General features: G+C 71.0%; 21 protein-coding genes. 7 read left to right on the top strand and 14 right to left on the bottom strand.

Annotated features, from left to right (window positions below; genetic code table 11):
- The first annotated feature begins 11 nt into the window (after positions 1-11).
- Positions 12-1484 carry an amino acid permease gene (locus SCMU_RS04800; protein ID WP_229231895.1) on the top strand — a complete coding sequence of 491 codons (1473 nt, stop codon included), beginning with the start codon at positions 12-14 and terminating at the stop codon, positions 1482-1484.
- A gap of 83 nt (positions 1485-1567) precedes the next feature.
- On the opposite strand, the gene SCMU_RS04795 is transcribed toward SCMU_RS04800, so the two are convergent.
- The 3 genes from SCMU_RS04795 to SCMU_RS04785 form a co-directional block, all read right to left on the bottom strand.
- The gene (locus tag SCMU_RS04795; protein WP_229231894.1) at positions 1568-2143 is read right to left on the bottom strand and encodes an HhH-GPD-type base excision DNA repair protein; all 576 of its coding nucleotides are present in this window, start codon (positions 2141-2143) and stop codon (positions 1568-1570) included.
- 141 nt (positions 2144-2284) lie between these two features.
- A complete protein-coding gene (locus SCMU_RS04790; protein WP_443020215.1) occupies positions 2285-3052 on the bottom strand; it encodes a TIM barrel protein in 768 nt (255 codons plus the stop codon).
- On the bottom strand, positions 3049-4179 hold the full coding sequence (locus tag SCMU_RS04785; protein WP_229231893.1) for a Gfo/Idh/MocA family oxidoreductase: 1131 nt from the start codon (positions 4177-4179) through the stop codon (positions 3049-3051). The genes SCMU_RS04790 and SCMU_RS04785 overlap by 4 nt, the downstream gene beginning before the upstream one ends.
- A 130-nt stretch (positions 4180-4309) precedes the next feature.
- Between SCMU_RS04785 and SCMU_RS04780 the strand changes: the two genes are divergently transcribed.
- Positions 4310-5302 carry a LacI family DNA-binding transcriptional regulator gene (locus tag SCMU_RS04780; RefSeq protein ID WP_229231892.1) on the top strand — a complete coding sequence of 331 codons (993 nt, stop codon included), beginning with the start codon at positions 4310-4312 and terminating at the stop codon, positions 5300-5302.
- A 113-nt stretch (positions 5303-5415) separates the two neighbouring features.
- Positions 5416-5790, top strand: coding sequence for a hypothetical protein (locus SCMU_RS04775; RefSeq protein ID WP_229231891.1), 375 nt, complete (start codon positions 5416-5418; stop codon positions 5788-5790).
- Between the two features lie 44 nt (positions 5791-5834).
- On the opposite strand, the gene mftF is transcribed toward SCMU_RS04775, so the two are convergent.
- From mftF to SCMU_RS20705, 3 genes are read right to left on the bottom strand one after another with little or no spacing between them, the layout of a single operon-like run.
- Positions 5835-7241, bottom strand: a complete 1407-nt coding sequence (mftF, locus tag SCMU_RS04770) for a mycofactocin biosynthesis glycosyltransferase MftF (RefSeq protein WP_229231890.1) — start codon at positions 7239-7241, stop codon at positions 5835-5837.
- On the bottom strand, positions 7238-7981 hold the full coding sequence (gene mftE, locus SCMU_RS04765) for a mycofactocin biosynthesis peptidyl-dipeptidase MftE (RefSeq protein WP_229231889.1): 744 nt from the start codon (positions 7979-7981) through the stop codon (positions 7238-7240). Before mftE ends, mftF begins: the two co-directional genes overlap by 4 nt.
- Positions 7978-8109 carry a hypothetical protein gene (locus tag SCMU_RS20705; protein ID WP_274602978.1) on the bottom strand — a complete coding sequence of 44 codons (132 nt, stop codon included), beginning with the start codon at positions 8107-8109 and terminating at the stop codon, positions 7978-7980. Before SCMU_RS20705 ends, mftE begins: the two co-directional genes overlap by 4 nt.
- Here SCMU_RS20705 and SCMU_RS04760 point away from each other — a divergent pair.
- Positions 8074-9108, top strand: a complete 1035-nt coding sequence (locus tag SCMU_RS04760) for a GMC oxidoreductase (RefSeq protein ID WP_274602928.1) — start codon at positions 8074-8076, stop codon at positions 9106-9108. The two genes, SCMU_RS20705 and SCMU_RS04760, sit on opposite strands and share 36 nt — an antisense overlap.
- A gap of 92 nt (positions 9109-9200) precedes the next feature.
- Here the strand turns inward: SCMU_RS04760 and SCMU_RS04755 are convergent, their stop codons facing one another.
- Positions 9201-10220 carry a sugar phosphate isomerase/epimerase family protein gene (locus tag SCMU_RS04755; protein WP_229231887.1) on the bottom strand — a complete coding sequence of 340 codons (1020 nt, stop codon included), beginning with the start codon at positions 10218-10220 and terminating at the stop codon, positions 9201-9203.
- A gap of 34 nt (positions 10221-10254) precedes the next feature.
- Positions 10255-11478, bottom strand: a complete 1224-nt coding sequence (locus SCMU_RS04750) for a Gfo/Idh/MocA family protein (protein WP_229231886.1) — start codon at positions 11476-11478, stop codon at positions 10255-10257.
- 138 nt (positions 11479-11616) lie between these two features.
- Here SCMU_RS04750 and SCMU_RS04745 point away from each other — a divergent pair, with 138 nt between their 5' ends.
- Positions 11617-12663, top strand: a complete 1047-nt coding sequence (locus SCMU_RS04745) for a LacI family DNA-binding transcriptional regulator (RefSeq protein ID WP_229231885.1) — start codon at positions 11617-11619, stop codon at positions 12661-12663.
- 71 nt (positions 12664-12734) lie between these two features.
- Here SCMU_RS04745 and SCMU_RS04740 read toward each other — a convergent pair whose 3' ends face one another.
- The 5 genes from SCMU_RS04740 to SCMU_RS04720 form a co-directional block, all read right to left on the bottom strand.
- A complete protein-coding gene (locus SCMU_RS04740) occupies positions 12735-13760 on the bottom strand; it encodes a Gfo/Idh/MocA family protein (RefSeq protein WP_229231884.1) in 1026 nt (341 codons plus the stop codon).
- Entirely contained in the window at positions 13757-14761 is a 1005-nt protein-coding gene (locus SCMU_RS04735) for a Gfo/Idh/MocA family oxidoreductase (RefSeq protein ID WP_229231883.1), read from the bottom strand. Before SCMU_RS04735 ends, SCMU_RS04740 begins: the two co-directional genes overlap by 4 nt.
- 182 nt (positions 14762-14943) lie before the next feature.
- Complete coding sequence (locus SCMU_RS04730) at positions 14944-15858, bottom strand: ATP-binding cassette domain-containing protein (protein WP_229232939.1); 915 nt, start codon at positions 15856-15858, stop codon at positions 14944-14946.
- 18 nt (positions 15859-15876) lie between these two features.
- Positions 15877-16929, bottom strand: coding sequence for an ABC transporter permease (locus SCMU_RS04725; protein WP_189694923.1), 1053 nt, complete (start codon positions 16927-16929; stop codon positions 15877-15879).
- Positions 16930-16995: 66 nt separating this feature from the next.
- The gene (locus tag SCMU_RS04720) at positions 16996-17985 is read right to left on the bottom strand and encodes a substrate-binding domain-containing protein (RefSeq protein WP_189694922.1); all 990 of its coding nucleotides are present in this window, start codon (positions 17983-17985) and stop codon (positions 16996-16998) included.
- A gap of 319 nt (positions 17986-18304) precedes the next feature.
- Here SCMU_RS04720 and SCMU_RS04715 point away from each other — a divergent pair, with 319 nt between their 5' ends.
- Both SCMU_RS04715 and iolB read left to right on the top strand, forming a co-directional pair.
- Positions 18305-19045, top strand: coding sequence for a GntR family transcriptional regulator (locus tag SCMU_RS04715; RefSeq protein ID WP_229231882.1), 741 nt, complete (start codon positions 18305-18307; stop codon positions 19043-19045).
- A gap of 41 nt (positions 19046-19086) precedes the next feature.
- Positions 19087-20004: a 5-deoxy-glucuronate isomerase gene (iolB, locus tag SCMU_RS04710; RefSeq protein WP_229231881.1), complete on the top strand. Its 918-nt coding sequence runs from the start codon at positions 19087-19089 to the stop codon at positions 20002-20004.
- Positions 20005-20136: 132 nt separating this feature from the next.
- Here iolB and SCMU_RS04705 read toward each other — a convergent pair whose 3' ends face one another.
- Positions 20137-21006 (bottom strand): hypothetical protein, encoded by an 870-nt coding sequence (locus SCMU_RS04705; protein ID WP_229231880.1) that lies wholly within the window; start codon positions 21004-21006, stop codon positions 20137-20139.
- Positions 21007-21220: the final 214 nt, after the last annotated feature.

Below are 21220 nucleotides of genomic sequence, written 5' to 3'. Positions count from 1 at the left end.
GGAGGGTCGCGATGTCGGAATCGAACCGGTCGGGATCGAGCCAGGCGAACCAGTCCATACTCCGTCGCAAGCCGATCGGAGAGATCGAGGAGGAGCAGGGCATCGGCCACCTGTCCAAGTCCCTGGGGCTCTGGCAGCTGACCGCGATCGGCGTCGGCGGCATCATCGGCGCGGGCATCTTCTCGCTCGCCGGTGCGGTGGCCCACCAGACCGCGGGCCCGGCCGTGCTGATCTCGTTCCTCATCGCCGGTGTCGCGAGCGCCGCGGCCGCGCTCTCCTATGCCGAGTTCGCCGGCATGATCCCCAAGGCCGGCTCGGCGTACACGTACGGCTACGCGTCCCTCGGCGAGGTGGTCGGATGGTTCATCGGGTGGGACCTCCTGCTCGAGTACACGGCGATCGTCGCCGTCGTCGCAATCGGCATCTCCGGGTACTTCGGGTTCCTCGTCGGGGAGCTCGGGATCGACCTGCCCGCGTGGATGCTCGGCGCCCCCGGCACCGGAGACGGCCACGTCATCGACCTCTTCGCGATCGTCCTCTGCCTCCTCACGGCGTGGATCCTCACGCGCGGCATCCAGAGCACCGGCCGCTTCGAGCTGTTCATCGTGGCGCTGAAGGTCCTGCTCGTGGTGGTCATCGTGGTGCTCGGCGTCTTCCACATCAACAGCGCCAACTACCATCCGTACTTCCCGTTCGGGTTCGGCGGCGTCATGACGGGCGCCGCCACGGTCTTCTTCGCCGTGTTCGGCTACGACGCCATGAGCACCGCTGCCGAGGAGTCACGGGACGCCACCAAGCACATGCCCAAGGCGATCATCTACTCGCTCATCATCGCGATGGTCCTCTATGTCCTCGCGACCCTCGTGCTCACGGGCATGCAGAACTACACGGAGATCGACCCCAAGTCCGGCTTCGCGACCGCCTTCGCCTCCGTGGGGCTCGGCGGGGTCGCGGACGTCATTGCCGTGGGCGCGATCATCTCGATCCTCACGGTGATGCTCACGTTCATGCTCGGCGTGACCCGCGTGTGGTTCTCCATGAGCCGCGACGGCCTGCTCCCCAAGTGGTTCGCCAAGACCGACCCGAAGCGCCACGTCCCCACCCGCGTCACCTGGATCGTGGGGATCGGCTCCGCGCTCCTGGCCGGGGTCCTGCCCATCAACACCGTCGCGGAGCTGACGAACATCGGCATCCTCTCGGCCTTCGTGGTGGTGTGCCTGGCCGTGATCGTGCTGCGCTACCGCAGTCCCGAGATCCCCCGCTCGTTCAGGACGCCGTGGATGCCCGTGGTCCCGGCAGTCGGCGTCCTGTTCTCGCTGTGGCTCATCATCTCCCTGCCGTGGGAGACGTGGGTCCGGTTCGCGGTGTGGCTCGTGATCGGCCTCGCGATCTACTTCGGCTACTCCCGGAGGCACTCGCTCCTCAACCCGGCCAGCCCCCGCCACGCGGACCACGACGCGCCGCCCAGGGCGGCCGGAGCCTGAGGCGAGCCCGGCGCACGACGGCCCGTGGCCGCCGTCGTGCGCCGGGCCGTGGCCCGGGAGGGTGGGCCGAGGTGGGGCGCGTCCTACGAGGACTTCGCCTTCGCCGCCGCCTTCATGGCCCGCTTGTGTTCACGGACCTTCCCGAGCGACTCCGGCGAGACGATGTCCGCCACGCTGCGGTACGAGCCCTCCTCGCCGTACGGGGCGCAGGCCTCCCGCCAGCCGGCGCCCTCGTAGCCGTACTGCTTGCCGAGCAGCGCAAGGAAGATCTTTGCCTTCTGCTCGCCGAATCCCGGGAGCTTCTTGAGCCGCTTGAGCGTCTCGGCCCCGTCCGGGCCGCCCCGGGTCCAGATCGCCGACGCGTCGTCGCCCCACTCCCCCTCGACCGCCGCGCACAGCGCCTGCACCCGGGCCGCCATCGAGCCGGGGAAGCGGTGCACGGCGGGGGTCTCCTTGAACAGCGCCGCGAACTCGTCGGGGTTCATGTGCGCGAGGGCGGCCGCGTCGAGGGTGCCGGCCCGGTCCGCGATCTTGAGCGGACCCGCGAACGCGGTCTCCATGGGGACCTGTTGGTCCAGGAGCATCCCGATCAGCAGCGCGAGGGGATCCTCGGTGAGCAGGCGGTCGGCGTCGGCGTCGCCTGTGATGTGCAGGGTCATGCCGCCAGTCTTCCACCCACCGCGGGCCGGGTCGACCGCCCGGCCCTCAGACGTGGGAGTGGTGCACCGAACTGCACAACTCAGGTCCCGTATTGGCCGGATCCGGCCCCGTAGCGGGCCGAGTTGTGCCGTTTGGTGCGCCTATCGCCCGAACGCCGTCCCGAAGGCCTTCAGGGCGTCGTCCGGATCAGCGGCGGCGTAGGCCTCCATCCCGACCGTCCCGTCATATCCGGCCCCCGCGAGCGCGCGGTGCACGGCCGCGTAGTTGATCTCACCCGTGCCTGGCTCGCAGCGGCCGGGCACGTCCGCGACCTGGATCTCGCCGATCCACGGCAGGGCCTCGCGCACGAGTGCGATGAGGTTCCCCTCCCCGATCTGGGCATGGTAGAGGTCGAGCATGAGCCTCACGTTCGGGTGGTCCACCGCCTTCACGAGCGCGAGCGTGTCCTTGGCCCGCGCGAGCGGGATGCCCGGGTGATCGAGGACGGTGTTGAGGTTCTCGAGGCAGAACGTGAGGCCGTGCCTCGCACCGAGCTCGCCGAGCCGCTCGAGCGCCTTCGCGGCGGTGAACCACATGGCCCCGTCCGAGCGCCAGTGGGGCCGCGCGGCCTGCCCGTCCACGAGCTCGGCTGGGTGCACCACGAGGCGTTCGACGCCGAGCTGGAGTGCCGTGGGGATGAGGCCTTCCGCGGTGCTCACCACATGGTCGGCGGTGTCCGGCTCCACGAGTGACCCGGACACATAGCCCGTCATCGACGAGAAGCGGGCACCGGTGGCCTTGAGCTCCGCGATGTCCTTGGTGCGGGAGTCCCACATCTCGACGTCGAACCCGGCCTCGTGGATCCGCCGGACCCGCTCGGCGAACGGCAGGTCCGTGAAGACCATCTCGGCACAGACGGCGAGCCTCACGGCGTCACCGCCCCGGCGACGGCCTGCGCGCCTTCCTGCGCGGCGTCGACCCCCGAACCGACCACGTCGGCCGGCGCCCCGCTCTGCACCGACTCAATGCACGCGCGGGCGACGGCGAGTGCTCGCCTCGCGTCGGCGAGGCCTGGCGTGAGCGGCACGCCGTGGTCGGGCGACTCCGCGCCGTCCCGACGCGCGGCGACGTGGACAGCGAAGTCGGCGAGCTCGTCGCGGTAGGCATCGGCGAAGAGCTCGATGTTCAAACGCGGGGTCTCGGCCCCCAGGCCCGCGGCTGTGTAGCGGCGGGCTGCGGTCTCCGTCGGACGACCAGCCTGGACCATCCCGGCCGAGCCGAAGGTCTCCCCGCGCACGTCGTAGCCGTAGAGCGCGGAGAAGCTGGCCTCGGCAACGGCGATGGCTCCGTTGCTGTACCGGATCGTGGCGACCGCCGTGTCGATGAAGCCCGCGGGCTTGAACGAGGGCTCCACGAGGGCATCCGCGAGGACGTGGACGGTGAGCGGTTCGGCGCCGGGGTTCATCCAGTTGAGGGCGTCGAAGTCGTGGATGAGCGTTTCGAGGAACATGGTCCACTGCGGGACGCGGGCGGCGTTCGGGATCGAGCCGGTGCCCGGGTCCCGCGTGAGGGAGCGCAGCAGCTGGGGCGTGCCGACGGTGCCGGCGGCGAGGTCACGGCGCGCGGCGAGGAAATCGGCGGCATAGCGGCGGTTGAAGCCAATCTGCCAGTGCACGCCCGCCTCGGCGACCGCGGCCTCGACCTCTCCGAGCTCCTCGAGCGTCGTCGAACCGGGCTTCTCGCAGAACACGTGCTTGCCCGCGCGGACGGCGGCGATCGAGAGCGGCGCGTGGAACCGGATGGGGCCGGCGATGACGACTGCGTCGATCTCGGGGTCCGCGAAGAGGTCGGCCGCCTCCGCGGTGACCCTCTCGACGCCGAGCTCTGCCGCGAGCTTCGTGGCGGCCTCGACAGCGGGGTCGGCGATCACCGCGAGCGTCGCGCCCGGGATCCTCTGTGCGAGGCTGCGGGCGTGGAACGCCCCCATCCAGCCGGCGCCGATGAGTCCGATGCGCACCGGCGGGGTCCGCGACGAGTCGACGGTCTGGTAGCTCATGGGGTCCTCCCAAGGTTGAGAACGGTGATCTAGATCGATCTAGTTCCCGCCAGTGTGACATGACTTCCCACAGATGTCTAGATCGATCTAGTACAGTGTGGGGAAGCATCCCGACGGCAGAGGAGGAACCGTGGCCAAGCGGCCCACCATGGCCGATGTCGCGGCCGAGGCCGGCGTCTCGCGTGCGCTCGTCTCGATCGTGTTCCGCGGCGTCCCGGGCGCGAGCGATGCGACCCGCGAGCGCGTCCTCGCCGCCGCGGAGCGCCTCGGCTACCGACCCGACACCCGGGCCCGCCTCCTGCGCAGTGCACGGAGCCGGCTGCTCGGCGTCGTCTTCGCGCTCGACGGCGCGTTCCACGGCGAACTCGTTGAGGCCCTCTACCCCGCGGCCGCCGTGGCCGGGTTCGATCTCGCCCTGTCCGCGCGCGGGCCGCGGCGCTCCGAGGACGAGGCGCTCCGGTCCCTCCTGGATCTCGGCGTCGAGGCCCTCCTCGTCCTGGCCCCGGACACCTCGCCCGACGCGCTCTCGGCCCTCCCGCTCCCGGTGGTCTCTCTCCTCGAGCCGCAGGCCGGCCACACCATCTCGAGCGTCGCGACGGACGAGTCCGCCGGCGTCGAGCTCGCCGTCGCGCACCTCAGGGGCCTGGGGCACCGCCGGATCGCGCACATCGACGGTGGCTCGGCCGTGGGCGCCGCCGCGCGCCGTGACGCGTTCCGGCTCCTGGCCGGCCGGGACGCCATCGTCGTCCCGGGAGGGCCGCATGACGCCGACGGCATGGATGCGGCCAGAATGCTCCTCGCCCTCGCCGCCGCCCGCCGGCACGAGGCGCCCACCGCGGCCGTCGTCTTCAACGACGAGGCTGCGCTCGGCGTCGTCCACGTGCTGCGGGCCGCCGGCCTCCGCGTGCCCGAGGACCTCTCCGTCGTCGGCTACGACGACTCCCATCTGGCGGCCCTTGCGCACGTGGGCCTCACGAGCGTGCGCCAGGACCCCGACGCCCTCGCGGCGGCGGCGGTCCGCGCGGCCGCCGAGGCACTCGAGGGGCGGCACGAGCACGTCTTGGTCTCCCCATCGCTCACGGTGAGGTCGAGCACCGCGCCGCCGCCCGCCGGTGTGCGCTAGTCGCGACCGTCCTTGCGGGCGGGGACCAACGACCCATCCCAGCAAAGCCCGCCGTCCGTAGGCTGGAATCCGGATGAATGGTAGGTGCCCAGAGTCCCCGAAAGGTCCTCGAAATGGTCTTCGTCCGCATTGCAGTGGGATTACTACTCCTGGCCCATGGACTTGTCCACCTGCTGTACCTCGCACCGGGCGTGCCCGAGTTCTCGCTGGATCGGTCCTGGCTGGTGCCTGAAACTGCGCGCCGTCCCCTCGCGCTGGGCCTCATCACCGCAACGACCATCGCCTTCGCGGTGCTCGCCTTGGCCGTGTGGGGCGTTCCAGGTCTTGCGACGGCGTGGCCGACCTTCACTGTCGTGGCATGCGTAATCTCAGTGGTCCTGCTCGTCCTCTTCTGGAATGTCTCGCTCGTGTTCGGCCTCGCGATCGATATCGTCCTCCTCGCGATCGCAGTGGTCCGGCCCGACTGGGCGGCGCGCTTCCTGGCCTGAGGAGACGATACGTCGAGCACAGCGCAGCCGCACGCCGTTGTGCGCTAGCCCCTGCGGCCGCGGATGTCAGGCTTCAGCGAGGCCCACGACCGCGCCCTGAGCGCCGCGAACCAGACTCCCGCGCCGTAGGCCAGGTCATCGAGGCGCTTGGCGAGCCCGAAGCGGAGGACGTCGAGCTGCGCCGGGTTCCGGCGGTACTCGAGGGCAATGTCTGCCACCGCCGCCACGGCGACGATCCTGCGCATGCGCCTCGAGACGAGGCATCCCGCAGCTGCGAGCGGCCACCAGTGCCGCAGCGCGAGCGCCGACGCCTGCGCGCCCGCGCTGACCACGCCGTTCGCTGTGAGCCAGGCGCCGAGGACGTACGGGTGGTCCGTGCGCCGAAGCTTGCGGGCGATCCGCACCGAGGTCACGCCGTAGATCACGAATGCGGCAGGCACCGACCAGCGCCGCTGGGCCATGAGGGCCAGCACGAGGCCCGCGCTCCAGGGGGAAAGGACCGCGGGCGCGATCGCGTCAGGATGCCTCTGCGAGAGAGGATGGGCGCCGGTTCCGTACACCGCCTTGCGTGCGATCCAGTCGCCGAAGGCCGCGCGATGCTCGTGCTCGGCCTGGGCGGCCGGCTCGTATCGGACCCTCCAGCCGGCGTCGACCAGGCGCCAGCCCAGATCCACGTCCTCGCCGACCCGCATCGCGTCGTCGAAGCCCTCGCCCACCGCCGCGACGCGGGCCACGACACAGGCCGTCGACGCCCACGCGACCGGCGAGCGTGGCTTGACGGCGGCCGGGTCGTCGCCCAAATCGAGCGACGAGCGCGCGTCCTCGTAGCGGGCAATCCACGTGCGCTGGCCCTTCAGCCCCACGATCCGGGGAGCCGCCATGCCGACCTTGGGGTCGGCGAAGTGCTTCAGGAGCGTGGGCACGGTGCGCGGGTTGAGCACGATGTCCGAATCGGCGAACACCACGAAGGGTGTGGTGACCTCGCGCAGACCTGCATTGCGGGCGCCGCCGGGTCCGACGTTCTCCGGCAGGGCGACGAGCCGCGCTCCGTGCCGCGCGGCGACCCCCGCGATGTCCTCAGGGGCCCTCGACCCGTCGTCGACCACGATGACGGGCGGGGCGTGGCCTGCGGGCGCGCTCGCCTCGATGCTGGCCAGGAGCCGGGCGAGCTCGGCGGGCCGGTCCATGACGGGAATGACCACCGAGTATTCAGCGTCCGGCTCCGGCAGTTCCTCCGTGACCGGATCGGCCATCGCGAGGTCGAGCAGCCGGTCGGCGAGCACCGCGCCGGCGGGAGTGTCTGCCCGCACCGTCCTGTCCTTCAGCAGAGGGCGGGCCTTGGGGGCGAGGTGCACCAACCGGGTGGGGGATCCGCCCAGAAGTACGCGTCCGCCATCGACCAACCGGGTATGCCTGTTGAGCCGCACCGCGAACTCGGGAGGGAGCGTCATCGCTCCACCGTCGCGACGTCACGGAGGCAGCCACGTCCGTCGACGGCCGCTGCGGTGACGCGCCGCACGAGGGATGCCGTCATGGCCTCGACCACCAGGGCGCCGTGCTCCGCGGAGGCGGCCGTCGGGTCGCCCAGGACACCGCTCGGCGACACGGCCCGGACGCCCCTCTCACGGAGGAGGGGCATGAGCTCCTCGACAGGCGCCACCGGACCGGCCACGGCCTCGGCGAGGTGGACCCTCTCCGGCGCGAGGTTCAGCAGCACAGAGGTCTCAGCGTGCCCCGCGTGCGCATCGGCGCCGGGCGTCGCGCACGGCACCCACGCGGCGTCGTGCCCCTCCCCGCGCAGCTGGGCGACGGCGCCGGAGAGCGCGCGGATGTTGCCGCCGTGGCCGTTGACGAAGACGACGCGGGGCGCCCACGTGCGGATCGAGCGCGCCATCTCGATCACGACGCCGGCCAGCACCTCCTCGCCGATCGACACCGTCCCCGGGAAGGCCTCGTGCTCTCCGCTCGCGCCGAAGGGCAGCGGCGGAGCCACGCGGACGGAGACGCCGTCGTCATGCAGCCGCTCCGCCGCCGCCGCGGCAACCGACGCCGCGATGACCGTGTCGGTATCGAACGGGAGGTGGGGGCCATGCTGCTCCGTCGAACCCACCGGGACGAGCACGAGGTCCACGTCGCCGAGTTCGGGCCAGTGCGCGCCGGCCAGGCCCCATCCGTCCTCCCGCCTTCTCATGCGCGGACCGGCGACGGGGCGTCGGCCCCGAGTGCCCGCTCGAAGCCTTCAGGGATGTAGAAGTCCGCGCGGCCCAGCTCGCTGATCGACTTGTGGCCGAGGCCGAGCACGGCCGAATCCAGCCCCATGCGCCGCGCGACGTCCGGGGTGTACCCGCCAACGTCTCCGACGGCGTCCGACAGAACACCGGTGTGGCCTACCTCCTGCCGGCGATCGGTCGGCCAAACCTCACCGCCGTCGGCGGGGCGACTGCCACTCACCTGCTCTTCGCGGGAGCACGCGTAACCGGCGTCGAGTACCTGCGCGACGGCCGACTGGACCGCGCCTACGCCGACCACGTGGTGCTGTGCGCGGGCGCCTTCACGTCAGCCCACCTCCTCATGCTCTCGGGCATCGGGCCGGCCCGCGAGCTGCGGCGCGCAGGAATACCCGTCGTGGCGCATTCGCCTGCCGTCGGGACGCGCTTCAGCGATCATCCTCAGCTCGTCATCGAATGGACGCCGCGCCATCAGCGCCCCGCCGCCCCCGGCGAGTGGATGGGCGGCGCGCTCCACACCGACGACCTCGAACTGCTCGGCACCGTCAAACCGATGACCGCACTGCTCGAGCCAGCGCATGGAGGAGACCTCGCGCCGCTGGCCCTCATGGCCTCGGTCCAGGCCCCGCGCAACACCGGTCGCCTTCGACTCACCTCGGCCGACCCCCTCGACCCGCCGCTCATCGACTACGGATACCTCCGCGACGGCGACGACAGGCGCCGGATGCGCGAGGCGGCACGACTGTGCCTCGACCTGCTCAGCACCCCGGACTGGCAGTCCGCCCACGACGGCCTCGTCGGGATCACCCCCGAGGACGCGGCGGACGACCGCTCCCTGGACTCGTGGATCGCCGCGCACCTGGGAACAGCGCTGCACACCTGCGGGACGGTGCCCTTCGGCGGCACCGGGGCGGCCGCCGACGGCGAGGGCAGGGTCCGGGGCGTCGAGGGACTCACCGTGGCGGACACGTCCATCCTGCCGACGGCGCCGCGGCGTGGCCCCGCACTCGCGGCCGTTCTCGTCGGAGAGGTGATCGCGGCGCACCTGTGCGCGTCGGACACGGTGCCGCCACGCGCCGTCGTGCGCTGAACCCGCGCTGCCCCGCGCAAATGGTGAGTTGAGCAGGGTGCGGGCGCGCCCGCACCCTGCTCAACTCCCCATTTGCGCGGGCGGCACGGTGCTCAGGCGCGCGCCGGGGCGTCCTCTCCGATCATCCGGGCGGCCTCGAGCAGGACCCCGGCGGCGACCTCGAGTCCCTCGATCCGGCCGAGGGAGACGTCCTCGTGCTCGATGTTGACCATCATCTCGGCGTCCACGTCGCGCAGGGCGGACAGGAACTCGGCCCAGTAGGCGGCGTCGTGCCCGCGGCCCAGCGCGACGAAGTCCCACGCGGAGTCCTTGGGCCACTCGTTGGCCCACTCGTCCCCGCCGAGGTTGGTGCGGGGCTCGTCCGCGGAGAGCCGGCGGAAGCGGTTGTCCAGGACGCCGTAGAGCTTCGCGTTCTCCGGGTTGACCCGCACGTCCTTCGCGGCGGCGTGGAACACGAGCGGGCCGAGCTCGCGGACCACCGCGACGGGGTCCATCTGCTGCCAGAACAGGTGCGACGCGTCCAGCTCGACACCGACGTGCGTGGCGCCCGTCAGCTCGACGAGCTTGTACACGTCCGCGGTGTTGAACACGATGTTCTGCGGGTGCAGCTCGAGCGCGACCTTGACGCCGTGGTCCGCGGCGAGCCGGTCCGTCTCGCGCCAGAGGTCGGCGGCGATGCCCCACTGGTAGTCCAGCACGTCCAGCGCCGCCGAGTTCCACGCGTTGACGACCCAGTTCGTCACGGTCGCGCCGGGCTCTCCACCGGGCAGACCGGACATGGTCACGACGCGGTTCTGGCCGAGGCGCTCGGCGAGGCGGATCGAGCGGCGGATGTCCTCGGCGTGCTTCTGCGCGATCTCGGCCTTGGGGTGCAGCGGGTTGCCGTTGCAGTTCAGGCCGGCGATGCCGACCCCGGTGCCTTCGAAGATCCCGAGGTAGTCGTCGCGGGCGGCGTCGCTGACGAGGATGTCGTCAAACGTGGGGACGTGGACGGCGGGCAGGAAGCCGCCGGTGTTGATCTCGATCCCCGTCAGGCCGAGGCCGGCGATGACCTCGAGGGCCTCGGGCAGTGGGCGGTCGTGCAGGATTGCGTTGTAGACGCCGAGCTTCATGGTGGTCTCCTTGGGTTCTCGTGGGGCCGCTGGGTCAGCGCACGACGGCGGGTGCGGGCTTCTGCGCGGACGGCACCTCGACGCGGCGGCCCGCGCCGGACGCCGACTGGGCAACGGCGTCGAGGATCTCCATGTTGCGCACGCCCTCATCGAACGTCGCATTCCGCGGGAGGGACTCGGCCTCGGGCAGGCCCGCGACCTCCTCGAGGAACGCGCGCGCCTGGTAGCCGAAGGCGTCGTTCTGGCCGAAGCCGACGCTGGGGGCGTCCATGGGGAGACCGCCCGCGATGTACGGGTGGTCGGGGCCGAGGATCACCTGGCGGTAGCCGTTCTGCGCGGAGGGGCCCTCGTTGAGGAAGAGGCCGATCTCGGACGGGCGGCGCTGGTCGAAGACGGCCGCGCCGTTCTCGCAGAACACCTCGAACATGAGCGAGTTTGCGTGGCCGGCGGCGACGCGGGAGACCGAGAGCGAGCCGATGCACGAGGAGAACTCGGCCGAGAAGGACGCAACGTCGTCGTTCTCCACCGGCTCGAAGGTGTCCGAGACAGCGACGTGGTCATGGCCCATGACGGCGCCGAGCGGGAGCGGGCGCTGCGTGATTGCGGTGGAGAGCTGCCCGCCCGAGACGGTCTGGATGTCTCCGCAGAGGAACTCGCCCACGTAGGCGAGGTGGGAGCCGACATCGGCGAGCGCGCCCGAGCCCGGTCCGCCCTTGTAGCGCCAGCTCATGGGCGCCTGCGCGCTGCAGCCGTAGTCGGTCCAGTAGCGGCCGGAGAAGTGGAGCGGGCGGCCGAGGGTGCCGTCCTGGATGAGCTCGCGGATCGCAGCGATGCCGGGCGTGCGGCGGTACGTGAAGCCGATGCGGCCGAGGACGCCTCGCTCCTCGGCAGCGCGCGCGGCGCTGGCCATCGCGCGGGCGTCGGCGAGGGTGTCGGAGAGCGGCTTCTCGCACAGGACGTGCTTGCCGGCGGCTAGGAGGCCCTCGACGACCTCGCGGTGGAGCGAGTTCGCGATGACCACGGAGACCACGTCGATGTCGTCCGCCTCGGCGATGGCCTGCCAGCTCGAGTCGTGGCGCTCGTAGCCGAAGCGGGTCGCGGCGGCGCGCCCGAACTCGGCGTTGACGTCCCCGATCGAGACGAGGCGGATCTCGGGGAGGGTGGGGTTGTAGAGGGTGCTGGCGGTGCGGTAGGCGGCGGCGTGGGCCTTGCCGGCCATGCCTGCGCCGATGACGGCGACGCCGAGGGGCTTGCTCATGTCTCTCTCCTTCGAGGGGGTCCGGCGCGGCCGGCAGCTGTGGAAGCGTGATTTGGAGCGCTCCAAAAGAGCGTAAGGCCGGATACTTTGTCCTGTCAATGGCAGTCGAAATGCGGCTGCTGGTGCCATGATGGACCCGTGCCGACCGACGCTGCCTCTCGCCCCACGATCTACGACGTGGCCCAGCGGGCCGGCGTGTCCAAGTCCCTGGTTTCCCTCGTCCTGCGCGACGCCCCGCACGTGAGCGATGGGCGCCGGGAGGCCGTGCTTGCGGCGATCGAGGAGCTCGGCTACCGGCCGTCCCGGGCCGCGAGCGTCCTCGCGAGCCAGCGGACGCGCACGGTCGGCGTCCTCATCGACGACTTCCACAACCCGTGGTTCGTCGAACTCCTCGCGGGCCTCCGCTCCGTCCTCGACCCGGCAGGGTACACGGCGAGTGTCGCGGACCTCGCGCTCGAGTCCGCCTCGGGCCGCAACCCCGTGGACGGCTTCCTCGCGATGCACGTCGACGCCCTCGTCCTCGCCGCGGACCCCGCGCCCGGGACGCTCGACGGCGTGGCCGCGCCGATCGTCGTCGCCGGCACCCGGGATCTCGGCACAGCGGGCGGCGCGGGGGCCGACGGCGGACTGGCCGCCGACGTCGTCGCAGGCGACGACGCGCTCGGGTCGCGGCTCGCGACCGAGCACCTGATCGGGCTGGGCCACCGGAAGATCGGGCACCTTGCCGGCGGCAGCGGCCCGGGCGCCGAACGCCGCCGCGGATACGAGGCCACCATGGAGGAGGCCGGGCTCGTGGCGCTCGTGGCCGGCAGCGGGGGGACGTCGGAGGCCGACGGGTACGCGGCCGCGTGCGACCTCCTCGACGCGCACCCCGACGTCACGGGAATCGTCGCGGGCAACGACGTCATGGCAGTGGGCGCCCTCGCCGCGCTGCGGGAACGGGGCCTGTCCGTGCCCGGCGACGTCTCCGTGGTGGGCCACGACGACTCGCCGCTCGCCTCGTACCGGTACCTCGCCCTCACGAGCGTAGACGGCCACTCGCGAGACGTCGGGGCGGCGGCGGCGCGGGCGCTCCTGGACCGGCTCGACGCCCCCGACGCTCCCCCGCTCCGCGAGCTCCTCGCGCCGGACCTCGTGGTTCGGGGCTCGACGGCCCCGCCCCGCCGACCCGCCCCCACCGTCTGACGCGAAGGTTCGAAGAATCTTCGCGTCAGAAGGTGACCCCCAGGAGCTGACTCCCAGACGCGGGGGTGCCGCTACTCCCCCGGGTACACGATCCCGACCTGCCGCCGCAGCTCGTCGGCGACCCGCAGCGCGAGGATGCTCGCCTCGAGCGGGCGCTCGGCCACCTCCGTCCGACCCGCCGCGATGGCCCTGGCCGCGGCGGCGGCCTGGAAGTGCAGCCCATCCACGTGCGAACCGGGCGCGCCGTCCCAGCGGTGGGTCTGGCCGTCGGCCGTGCGGACCGTCAGTCCGCCGGGCGCGTTGAACGGCCCGTCAAACGTCAGGGCGGCCTCCGCGCCGACCACGGTGAGCTGCGCGGGCGTGAACCCGAGCATCGTCGTGGTGAGGGTGGCCTGCGCCCCACCCGGGAAGCCGAGGAGGGCGGACAGCTGCCCGTTCACGCCATTCCCCTGCGGCGTCCCCAGCCCCAGGACGCGCTCCGGCTCGCCGAGGATGTCCGTGGCGAGGGCGAGCAGGTAGACGCCGAGGTCGAGGAGCGGGCCGCCGGCGAGCGCCGGGTCGTGCGCGCGGTGGCTCGACGGAAGGCACTCGCCGTAGTCGCCCACGACGGCGGTCAGCTCGCCCAGGTGCCCGCCTCGGATGAGCTGCCGCGCGACGTCGTACGAGGGCAGGAAGGCGGTCCAGAGAGCCTCGGCGGCGAACAGCCCCCGGGACCGCGCGGCGTCTGCGATCGTCTGTGCCTCCGCGGCGCTGACGCCGAGGGGCTTCTCGACGAGCACGTGCTTGCCGGCCTCGAGGGCGGCGAGGGCCACCTCGAGGTGGGCCGTGTGGGGCGTGGCGACGTAGACGACGTCGACCTCGGGGTCCGAGGCGAGCGCCTCGTATGAGCCGTGCGCGCGCAGCCCGCGAGGCGCGGCGAAGGCCTCGGCGCGGTCAGTCGAGCGGGAGCCGACGGCCGTCACGCGCTGTGTGCCGTGGAGGCGGAGGGAGTCCGCGAACCGCTCGGCGATCCAGCCCGGCCCGGCGATCCCCCACCGCAGGCTCGGCGCCTCGGCCGCGTCGGGGACGCGGGTCTGCGGGAACTGGAACGCGCTCACCCGTGCACCACCGGCACGAATGCGCCGCCGGCGTCGATCGAGGCAACGAGCGCGGCGCCGATCTCGGACGCACGGAGGCCGTCCCGGGCGGTCGCGAGGGGCGACGGCGCGCCGGTCGCCAGGGAGTCGATCCACGCCTTGAGCTCGATCCGGTAGGCGTCGGCGAAGCGCGGGCGCCAGTCCGCGGGGTACTCGGTCGCGCGGCGCCGGTCGAGGTTGACCTCGAGGAGCGGCGACTCGGTGAAGCTCGCAGTCCCGCGTTCCCCCACGACCTCGAGGCGCGTCGAGTAGCCGTACTCGGCGTTGAGGAACAGCTCGAGCGTCACGAGCGTGCCGTCCGCCATGCGCAGGAGCATGAAAGCGGGGTCCTGGAGGCCGGCCGGCGCGAGCGCGGACGTCTTGCGCCCGGAGACCCACGCGACCTCGGCCACGGAGGTACCGAGGAGCCACGGCATCGAGTCGAGCTCGTGGATAGCGGAGTTGGTGATGGCGGAGACGTTGGTCGCGTCCGGGGCGGAGCGCACGTTGCGGCTCACGCAGTGCGCCGTGAGGACGTCGCCGAATTCCCCGGCCTCGAGCCGCCGCTTGAGCTCCGTGTGGGCCGGATCGAAGCGGCGCATGAAGCCCAGCGAGACGAGGCTGCGGCCGAGTTCCTCGGCGACGGCCTCCTCCGCCTGGACGACGGCGCGCCCCTCCTCGACCGTCGGCGCGAGCGGCTTCTCGCACAGGACGGGCTTGCGCGCGTCGAGGCACGCGAGGAGCAGGTCGGCATGGGTCGAGTCGTGCGAGGCGATGACGACGGCGTCGACGTCCCGGTCCTTGATGAGCGCCTTCGGGTCCGTGGTGCTGCGAGCGCCAGCGGGACCGGCAGCGGCAGCCGCGCGGCCGGCGTCGAGGTCCGCGACGAGCGAGACGGCCGCGCCACTGACCGCGCCCGCAAGGTTGCGCACGTGGTCGGCGCCCATGATTCCGGCGCCGATGACGCCCACTCTGATGGTCATGAAGTCTCTTCTCCGGGATAGTGGAACGTTCCAATATAGTGTCCAGACCATCTAAGGCGTCCGGACTTTGTCCTGTCAAGACCTGACCGCTGATGGCCGCGGGCCGGGGCGGGGTGACGCACGACGACGGCGCGGTCGGCTGGGTGCCGCGCCGCGCCGTCGTGCGCCCCTCACACGTGACGTCAGGCCTTGGGGGCCTCCGCCTCGACGGCGGCGGCTTCTGCCTTGACCTCCTGGAGGGCCTGGGTGTGGCCGCCGAGCTGTTCGAGCTCGTGGGCGAGCTCGGCAAGCTCGGCGCCGCCGGCCATCTGGGCGGTGAGCTCCTCGAGGGTGATGTCCTTCTTGTCGTAGTAGCCGATCGAGCGGCCGCGCTTCAGGAGCAGGAACCGGTCCCCGACGGGGAAGGCGTGGTGCGGGTTGTGGGTGATGAAGATGACCCCCAGCCCGCGGTCCCTGGCCTGGAGGATGTAGCGCAGCACAACCCCGGACTGCTTCACGCCCAGGGCCGCAGTGGGCTCATCCAGGATCAGGACCTTGGCCCCGAAGTACACCGCCCGGGCGATGGCCACGCACTGGCGCTCGCCGCCGGAGAGCTGGCCGATGGGCTGCTCGACATCGCGCAGGTCGATGCCCATGTCGGCGAGCTCCTTCTTGGTGATCTCCTTCATCCTGGCCACGTCCATGCGCTTGAACGGGCCCCACCCGGTGGTCAGCTCGGAGCCGAGGAAGAAGTTGCGCCAGATCGGCATGAGCGAGACCACCGCGAGGTCCTGGTAGACCGCGGCGATGCCCGCATCCAGGGCCTCCCGCGGGCTGCTCAGCTTCCGCTCCTCGCCCAGGATGGTGAAGGTTCCCGCATCGTGCTGGTGCAGGCCGGCGATGATCTTGATCAGCGTCGACTTGCCGGCACCGTTGTCGCCCAGGACGCAGGTCACACGGCCGTTGTCCACGGCCATGGTCACGTCCCGCAGGGCGATGACATTCCCGTAGTGCTTGCCCACGCCGTCCAGGCGCAGCAGGTGCACGGGCCGGTCGGTGAGGGGATCGGTCTCCCCGGCCGCAGCCAGGAGGTCCTTGTTGCTGACGACTTCTGCCATGGTGGTCACGTCCCGTTCCTACTTCAGTTCCGCGCGCTTCTTGACGATGAGGTTCACGATTGTGGCCAGCAGGAGCATCAGGCCCAGGAAGAACTTGAACCAGTCCGGGTTCCACTGCGCGTACACGATGCCCTTGTTGGCCATGCCGAAGATGAACGCGCCGATCGCCCCGCCCACCGCGGACCCGTACCCGCCGGTGAGCAGGCACCCGCCGATCACCGCGGCGATGATGTAGAGGAACTCGTTGCCCACGCCCTCGCCCGACTGGACCGAGTCGAAGGCGAAGAGGTTGTGCATGCCCAGCAGCCAGCCGCAGAACCCGACGCCCATGAACAGCCCGATCTTCGTGGCCGTCACCGGCACGCCCACGGCGCGGGCAGCGTTGGCGTCCCCGCCCACAGAGAAGATCCAGTTCCCCACCCGGGTGCGCAGCAGGATCCACGAGGCGATCACCACCAGCACGATCCAGTAGAAGACCGTGATCTTCACATCGACCCCTGCGATGGTCACCGAGGAGGCGAAGACGGCCTTGGCCGCGGCGAAGCCGTCCATCTGCGCGATCGACGGGGAGGAGACCGCACCCCCGATCGCACGGGTCAAGGCCAGGTTCAGGCCGGTGAGCATCAGGAACGTCGCGAGGGTCACGATGAACGAGGGCAGCTTGGTCTTGGCCTGGATCCACCCGTTGACGAACCCGATGCCGAGCGAGACGGCAAGCGCCAGCACGACACCGACCCAGACGTTCAGGCCGAAGTTCCACGAGAACAGGGACGCGCTCAGGGCCGAGGAGATCACCGCGACGCCGGCGGAGAGGTCGAACTCCCCGCCGATCATCAGCAGGGACACGCCCACCGCCATGATCCCGATCGTCGAGGAACCGTACAGCACCGTCGCGAACGCGCTCGGCTGCAGGAATGTGCTCGAGACGGCGGAGAAGAAGATGAACAGGACGATCGCGCCCACCAGGGCGCCCACCTCGGGACGCCCGAGAAGCTTCTGGAACGGACCACGACGCCCGACCCTCTCGTCCGCGATCGGCGCCGGCGCCGAAGGCAATGTTGCAGTTGCCATGAGGAATGCTCCTTGGTAGATGGGCCGCGCGGCGGGCGACGCCGCGCGGCCCGGTACCGCTGCGGTCTAGCGAACGCCCTGCTGGGCGAACTTGAGGACATCGGACGCGTTGGACTTGTCGACGATGGTCGGACCCGTCAGGACGGGCTGCCCACCACCCAGCTTGAATCCACCCCGCTTGTTCTGCCAGAGCGCATCCACGGACATGTAGCCCTGGAGCCACGGCTGCTGGTCGACCGTGAAGATGACCTTGCCATCCACGATGTCCTGGGCGAGCTCGGCATTCAGGTCGAAGGACGCGACCTTCGCGGCGCTGCCGGCATCGGAGACCGACTTGAGCAGCGTGATCGTGATCGGGGCGCCGAGGCCGATGATGACGTCGGCGTCCTTGGTGGCCTGCAGCTTGGCGGTCGCGGTCGACTGCACCGAGGTCATGTCCTGGCCGTTGACGTAGAGCACCTCGGTGCCGGGGACCTTCTCCTTGACGCCCGCGCAGCGGTTCTCGAGGCCAACGTGGCCCTGCTGCTGGATGACGCAGATGGGGTGCTTGAAGCCGCCCGAGGCGAGCTTGGAGCCGACGGCCTCGCCGGCGAGCTTCTCGTTGGAGCCGAAGTGGGTGAAGGCGCCCAGCTGGGCGGAGACGTCCTCGCCGGCATTGAGGCTCACCACCGGAATGCCCGCATCGGTGGCCTTCTTGACGACGTCCTTGAGGGCGTCCGGCGTCGCGAGCGTGACGGCGATGCCGTCCACCTTCTGGTCGATGGCCTGCTGGACGAGCTGGGCCTGGCGACCGGCCTCGGGGTCATTGAGGTACTGGAGGTCGACGTTGTCCTTGGCCGCGGCCTCCTCGGCGCCCTTGCGCACGATGTCCCAGAACGTATCGCCCGCCGCGGCGTGGGTGATGAGCGCAACCTTGATTCTCGGCGTCGAGACAGCCTGGCCACCGCCGGCGCTGGTGTCAGTGGCCTGCTTGCCGCCGGCGGAGCACGCGGCGAGGGCGAGCATCGGGACGGCGAGCGCTGCGACTGCTGCGCGGCGCCACGAGTACTTCGTCACGGGGAATCTCCTTCGATCCGTGGCCCTGCCGCTGACGTTCCGCCGCGGCTCGTGGGCCTTGGCTTGATCTTGGGTGATTCACTTCACACATGTCAATACTTTGTCTACACATAAGCACTAATTACCTCGCACCTCGCGGACGGCACGCGCTATTTGTCACGCCTTCATGACATACATCTTGAACCAGACTGCCGCGGAAAAGGCCTGACATCGCGCGGCAGGCAGTGCTACGATCAAGACGGAGATTTTGTCCTATCAAATAAACATGCGGACAGGGCCCCCGTGCAGCGCCCCGGAAGCCTGGACCCAAGGAGGGGTCATGGCAGCAACCCTCAACATCGCGATCGACCGTTCGTCCCCCGTCCCCCTGTACCATCAGGTGGTCCAGGGCATCGAGGCGATGATCCGCAGCGGCGCCCTCGAGCCTGGATCCAAGCTCGAGAATGAGATCGACCTCGCCGCCCAGCTCAACCTGTCCCGACCCACCATGCGCAAGGCCATGGACGAGCTCGTCCGCGCGGGCCTGCTCGTCCGCAAGCGGGGCGTGGGCACACAGGTGGTGGCGAGCCAGGTGCGCCGCCACCTCGAACTCTCCAGCCTCTTCGACGACCTGGCGAGCGGCGGCAAGAAGCCGACCACCCAGGTGCTCAACTTCCGCCACGGCCCCGCCGAGAAGGACGTCGTGGACACGCTCCAGCTGCCGTCCGGCGTCGGGGTCTACCACTTCACCCGCCTGCGCTCGGTGGACGAGAAGCCGCTCGCGCTCATGGAGAACTGGGTGCGCGACGACGTCGCCGAGCTCACCGAGGGCGGCCTGAGGGAACACGGCATGTACCAGATGCTGCGCGACGCGGGCGTGAACTTCCGCCTCGCCAACCAGCGGATCGGCGCGGCGGTCGCGGACGAGTACCAGGCCGAGCTGCTCGGGGTCGCACCCGGGTCGGCGCTCGTGACCATGGAACGCACGGCCGTCGACGACACCGGCCGCAGCGTCGAGACCGGCCGGCACGTGTACCGCGCCGACTCCTACAGCTTCGAGATGACGCTGGTCCAGCGCTAGGCACAGGCCAGCGCGGACCGCCCCCTGACGAGAGGAATCACATGACGGAGTGGGTCTACCCCCTCGGTTCGGCCAAGGATGGGGACTGGCAGGTCTCCCTCGGCCCCACGGGCGACGAGAACAGCAGCGCTCCCTCGGTTCCGGGCTGGGCGCACACGGGCATCAAGGTGGCCGAACTCGCCCCCGGGACGTCGGTCTCGCTCGCCGCGGCCGGCGAGGAGCGCATCATCGTCCCGCTGGCGGGCGGCTTCGAGGTGACGGTCGACGACGAGTCCTACTCCCTGCGTGGCCGCGGCTCGGTCTTCGCGGGCCCGAGCGACGTGCTCTACACGGGGATCGGGAAGGCCGCGGAGATCCGCTCGCACGACGGCGGCCGGGTCGCCGTCGCGCTCGCCCCCGCCAGCGCCGCGTACCCCACACGCCTGATCCGGGCCGAGGAGACCCCCGTGGAGCTGCGCGGGGCCGGGAACTGCTCGCGCCAGGTGCACAACTTCGGCACTCCCGCCGCGCTCGAGGCGGACCGCTTCATCGTGTGCGAGGTCATCACGCCGGCGGGCAACTGGTCCTCCTACCCGCCGCACAAGCACGACGAGGAGAAGGACGGCGAGACCTTCCTCGAGGAGGTCTACTACTTCGAAACGCGCCTCGCGCCCGGCTCCCCGACCGGGGACGCGCGGGCGGCTGGGCAGGACCCTGTGGGGTACGCGCGCGTGTATGCCTCGGACGAGCGGCCCATCGACGTCAACGCAGAGGTGCGCACGGGCGACGTCGTGCTCGTCCCCTACGGCTGGCACGGCCCCGCGATGGCCGCGCCGGGCTACGACCTGTACTACCTCAACGTCATGGCCGGACCGGGCCGCGTGCGCGAGTGGCTCATCAGCGACGACCCGCACCACGGCTGGATCCGCTCGACCTGGGACTCCCAGCAGGTCGACCCGCGCCTGCCCTTCACCGCCTGATCTCGGGTACACCAACCCGCCCCCTGGGGCGTCTCGGGAACGCGGCATCGCGCCCCAGGGCGTTGCGGGTACGCACGACGGCGTGTGCCCGGCCCGCGCGGGCCGGGCACACGCCGTCGTGCGTACCGAGGACTACTGCGAGGGGCTCGGCGAGCTCGACGCGCCTGAGCTCGAGCTCGCGCCGGAGCTGCCCGATGGGCTCATCGACTCCGATGAGCCGGGCGAACCTGACGTGGTCGACGTCGAGCTGCCCATGCCCGCGGACCCTGACGGCGAGGCAGGAGCGGAGCCCGAGGCCTTCGAGAGCATCTGGTTCACGAGGCCTTCGAGTTCTGACTGGTCCTTGTCGCCGAGGTTCCCGCCACTCTTCGTAGCCACCACGAGCAGTCGCCCCTGCGCGCCCGAGACCTGCATGAGCATGTCCGAGCTGTTGCCGCCGCGCGTGCTGACCGTGCCGAACGTCTGCGCGGCGTCGGTCTTGGCCTGCAGTTCCTTGCTCGTGACGGTGACCTTCTGGCCCAGTGCGGAGACCGTGAACGTGGAGCACTGGCTCATCTTGCCGCTGATGTCGTTCAGAAGCTGCTGGGCATCCGGACCCTGGCCGCTCGACTGCGCGGACGCAGTCCGGGGCATCTGGCTCTCGGAGATCGCCACGGCCACGGAGCCGTTCTCAACACTCTTGACGAGGCCAGCGGTGGCGATCGACTTGCAGTCGCTCGGATCCACGGTCGCCGCGTCGAGGAGGATCTTCCCGAGGTCCTTGGCCGCCGTCACCTGATCCTGGGAGTACGGCGTCAGCTCGTTGCCGTCGGAGTCCTTCAGGCCCGAGACCATGCTGCGCAGGTCATTTTCCGAGTAGACCTTCGCGCTCGGGCTCGCCGAGCCGCTGGCCGATCCGGACGGCGAGGCCGAGGGCGCACTGCCGCCACCGCCCGAGCACGCCGCCAGCATCACGGCCGCCGCACCCACCGCGCTGACGCCGAGAGCTTTCCTGATGTCCATCTCATCCTCCGTCCGACGCACCGCGTCACCCGGGAGGGTTACCCGCCGGCCGTGAGTCCAACCCTCGCCCGCCTTGCGGGTACAGCTAATCCGCGGCCTGGACGTTTCGGGTACGCACGACGGCGTGTGCCCGGCCCGCGCAGGCCACGCACCCGCCGTCGGGCGTCGGGAACGCCGCGAGCCGCCAGACCCCGGGGAGTCTGGCGGCTCGTTT

It is taken from the genome of Sinomonas cyclohexanicum, from assembly GCF_020886775.1.
In the GTDB taxonomy this organism is placed as follows: Bacteria; Actinomycetota; Actinomycetes; order Actinomycetales; family Micrococcaceae; genus Sinomonas; species Sinomonas cyclohexanicum.
Note: the sequence above shows the minus strand (reverse complement) of the source record. Positions and strands in the feature narration are given on the sequence as shown.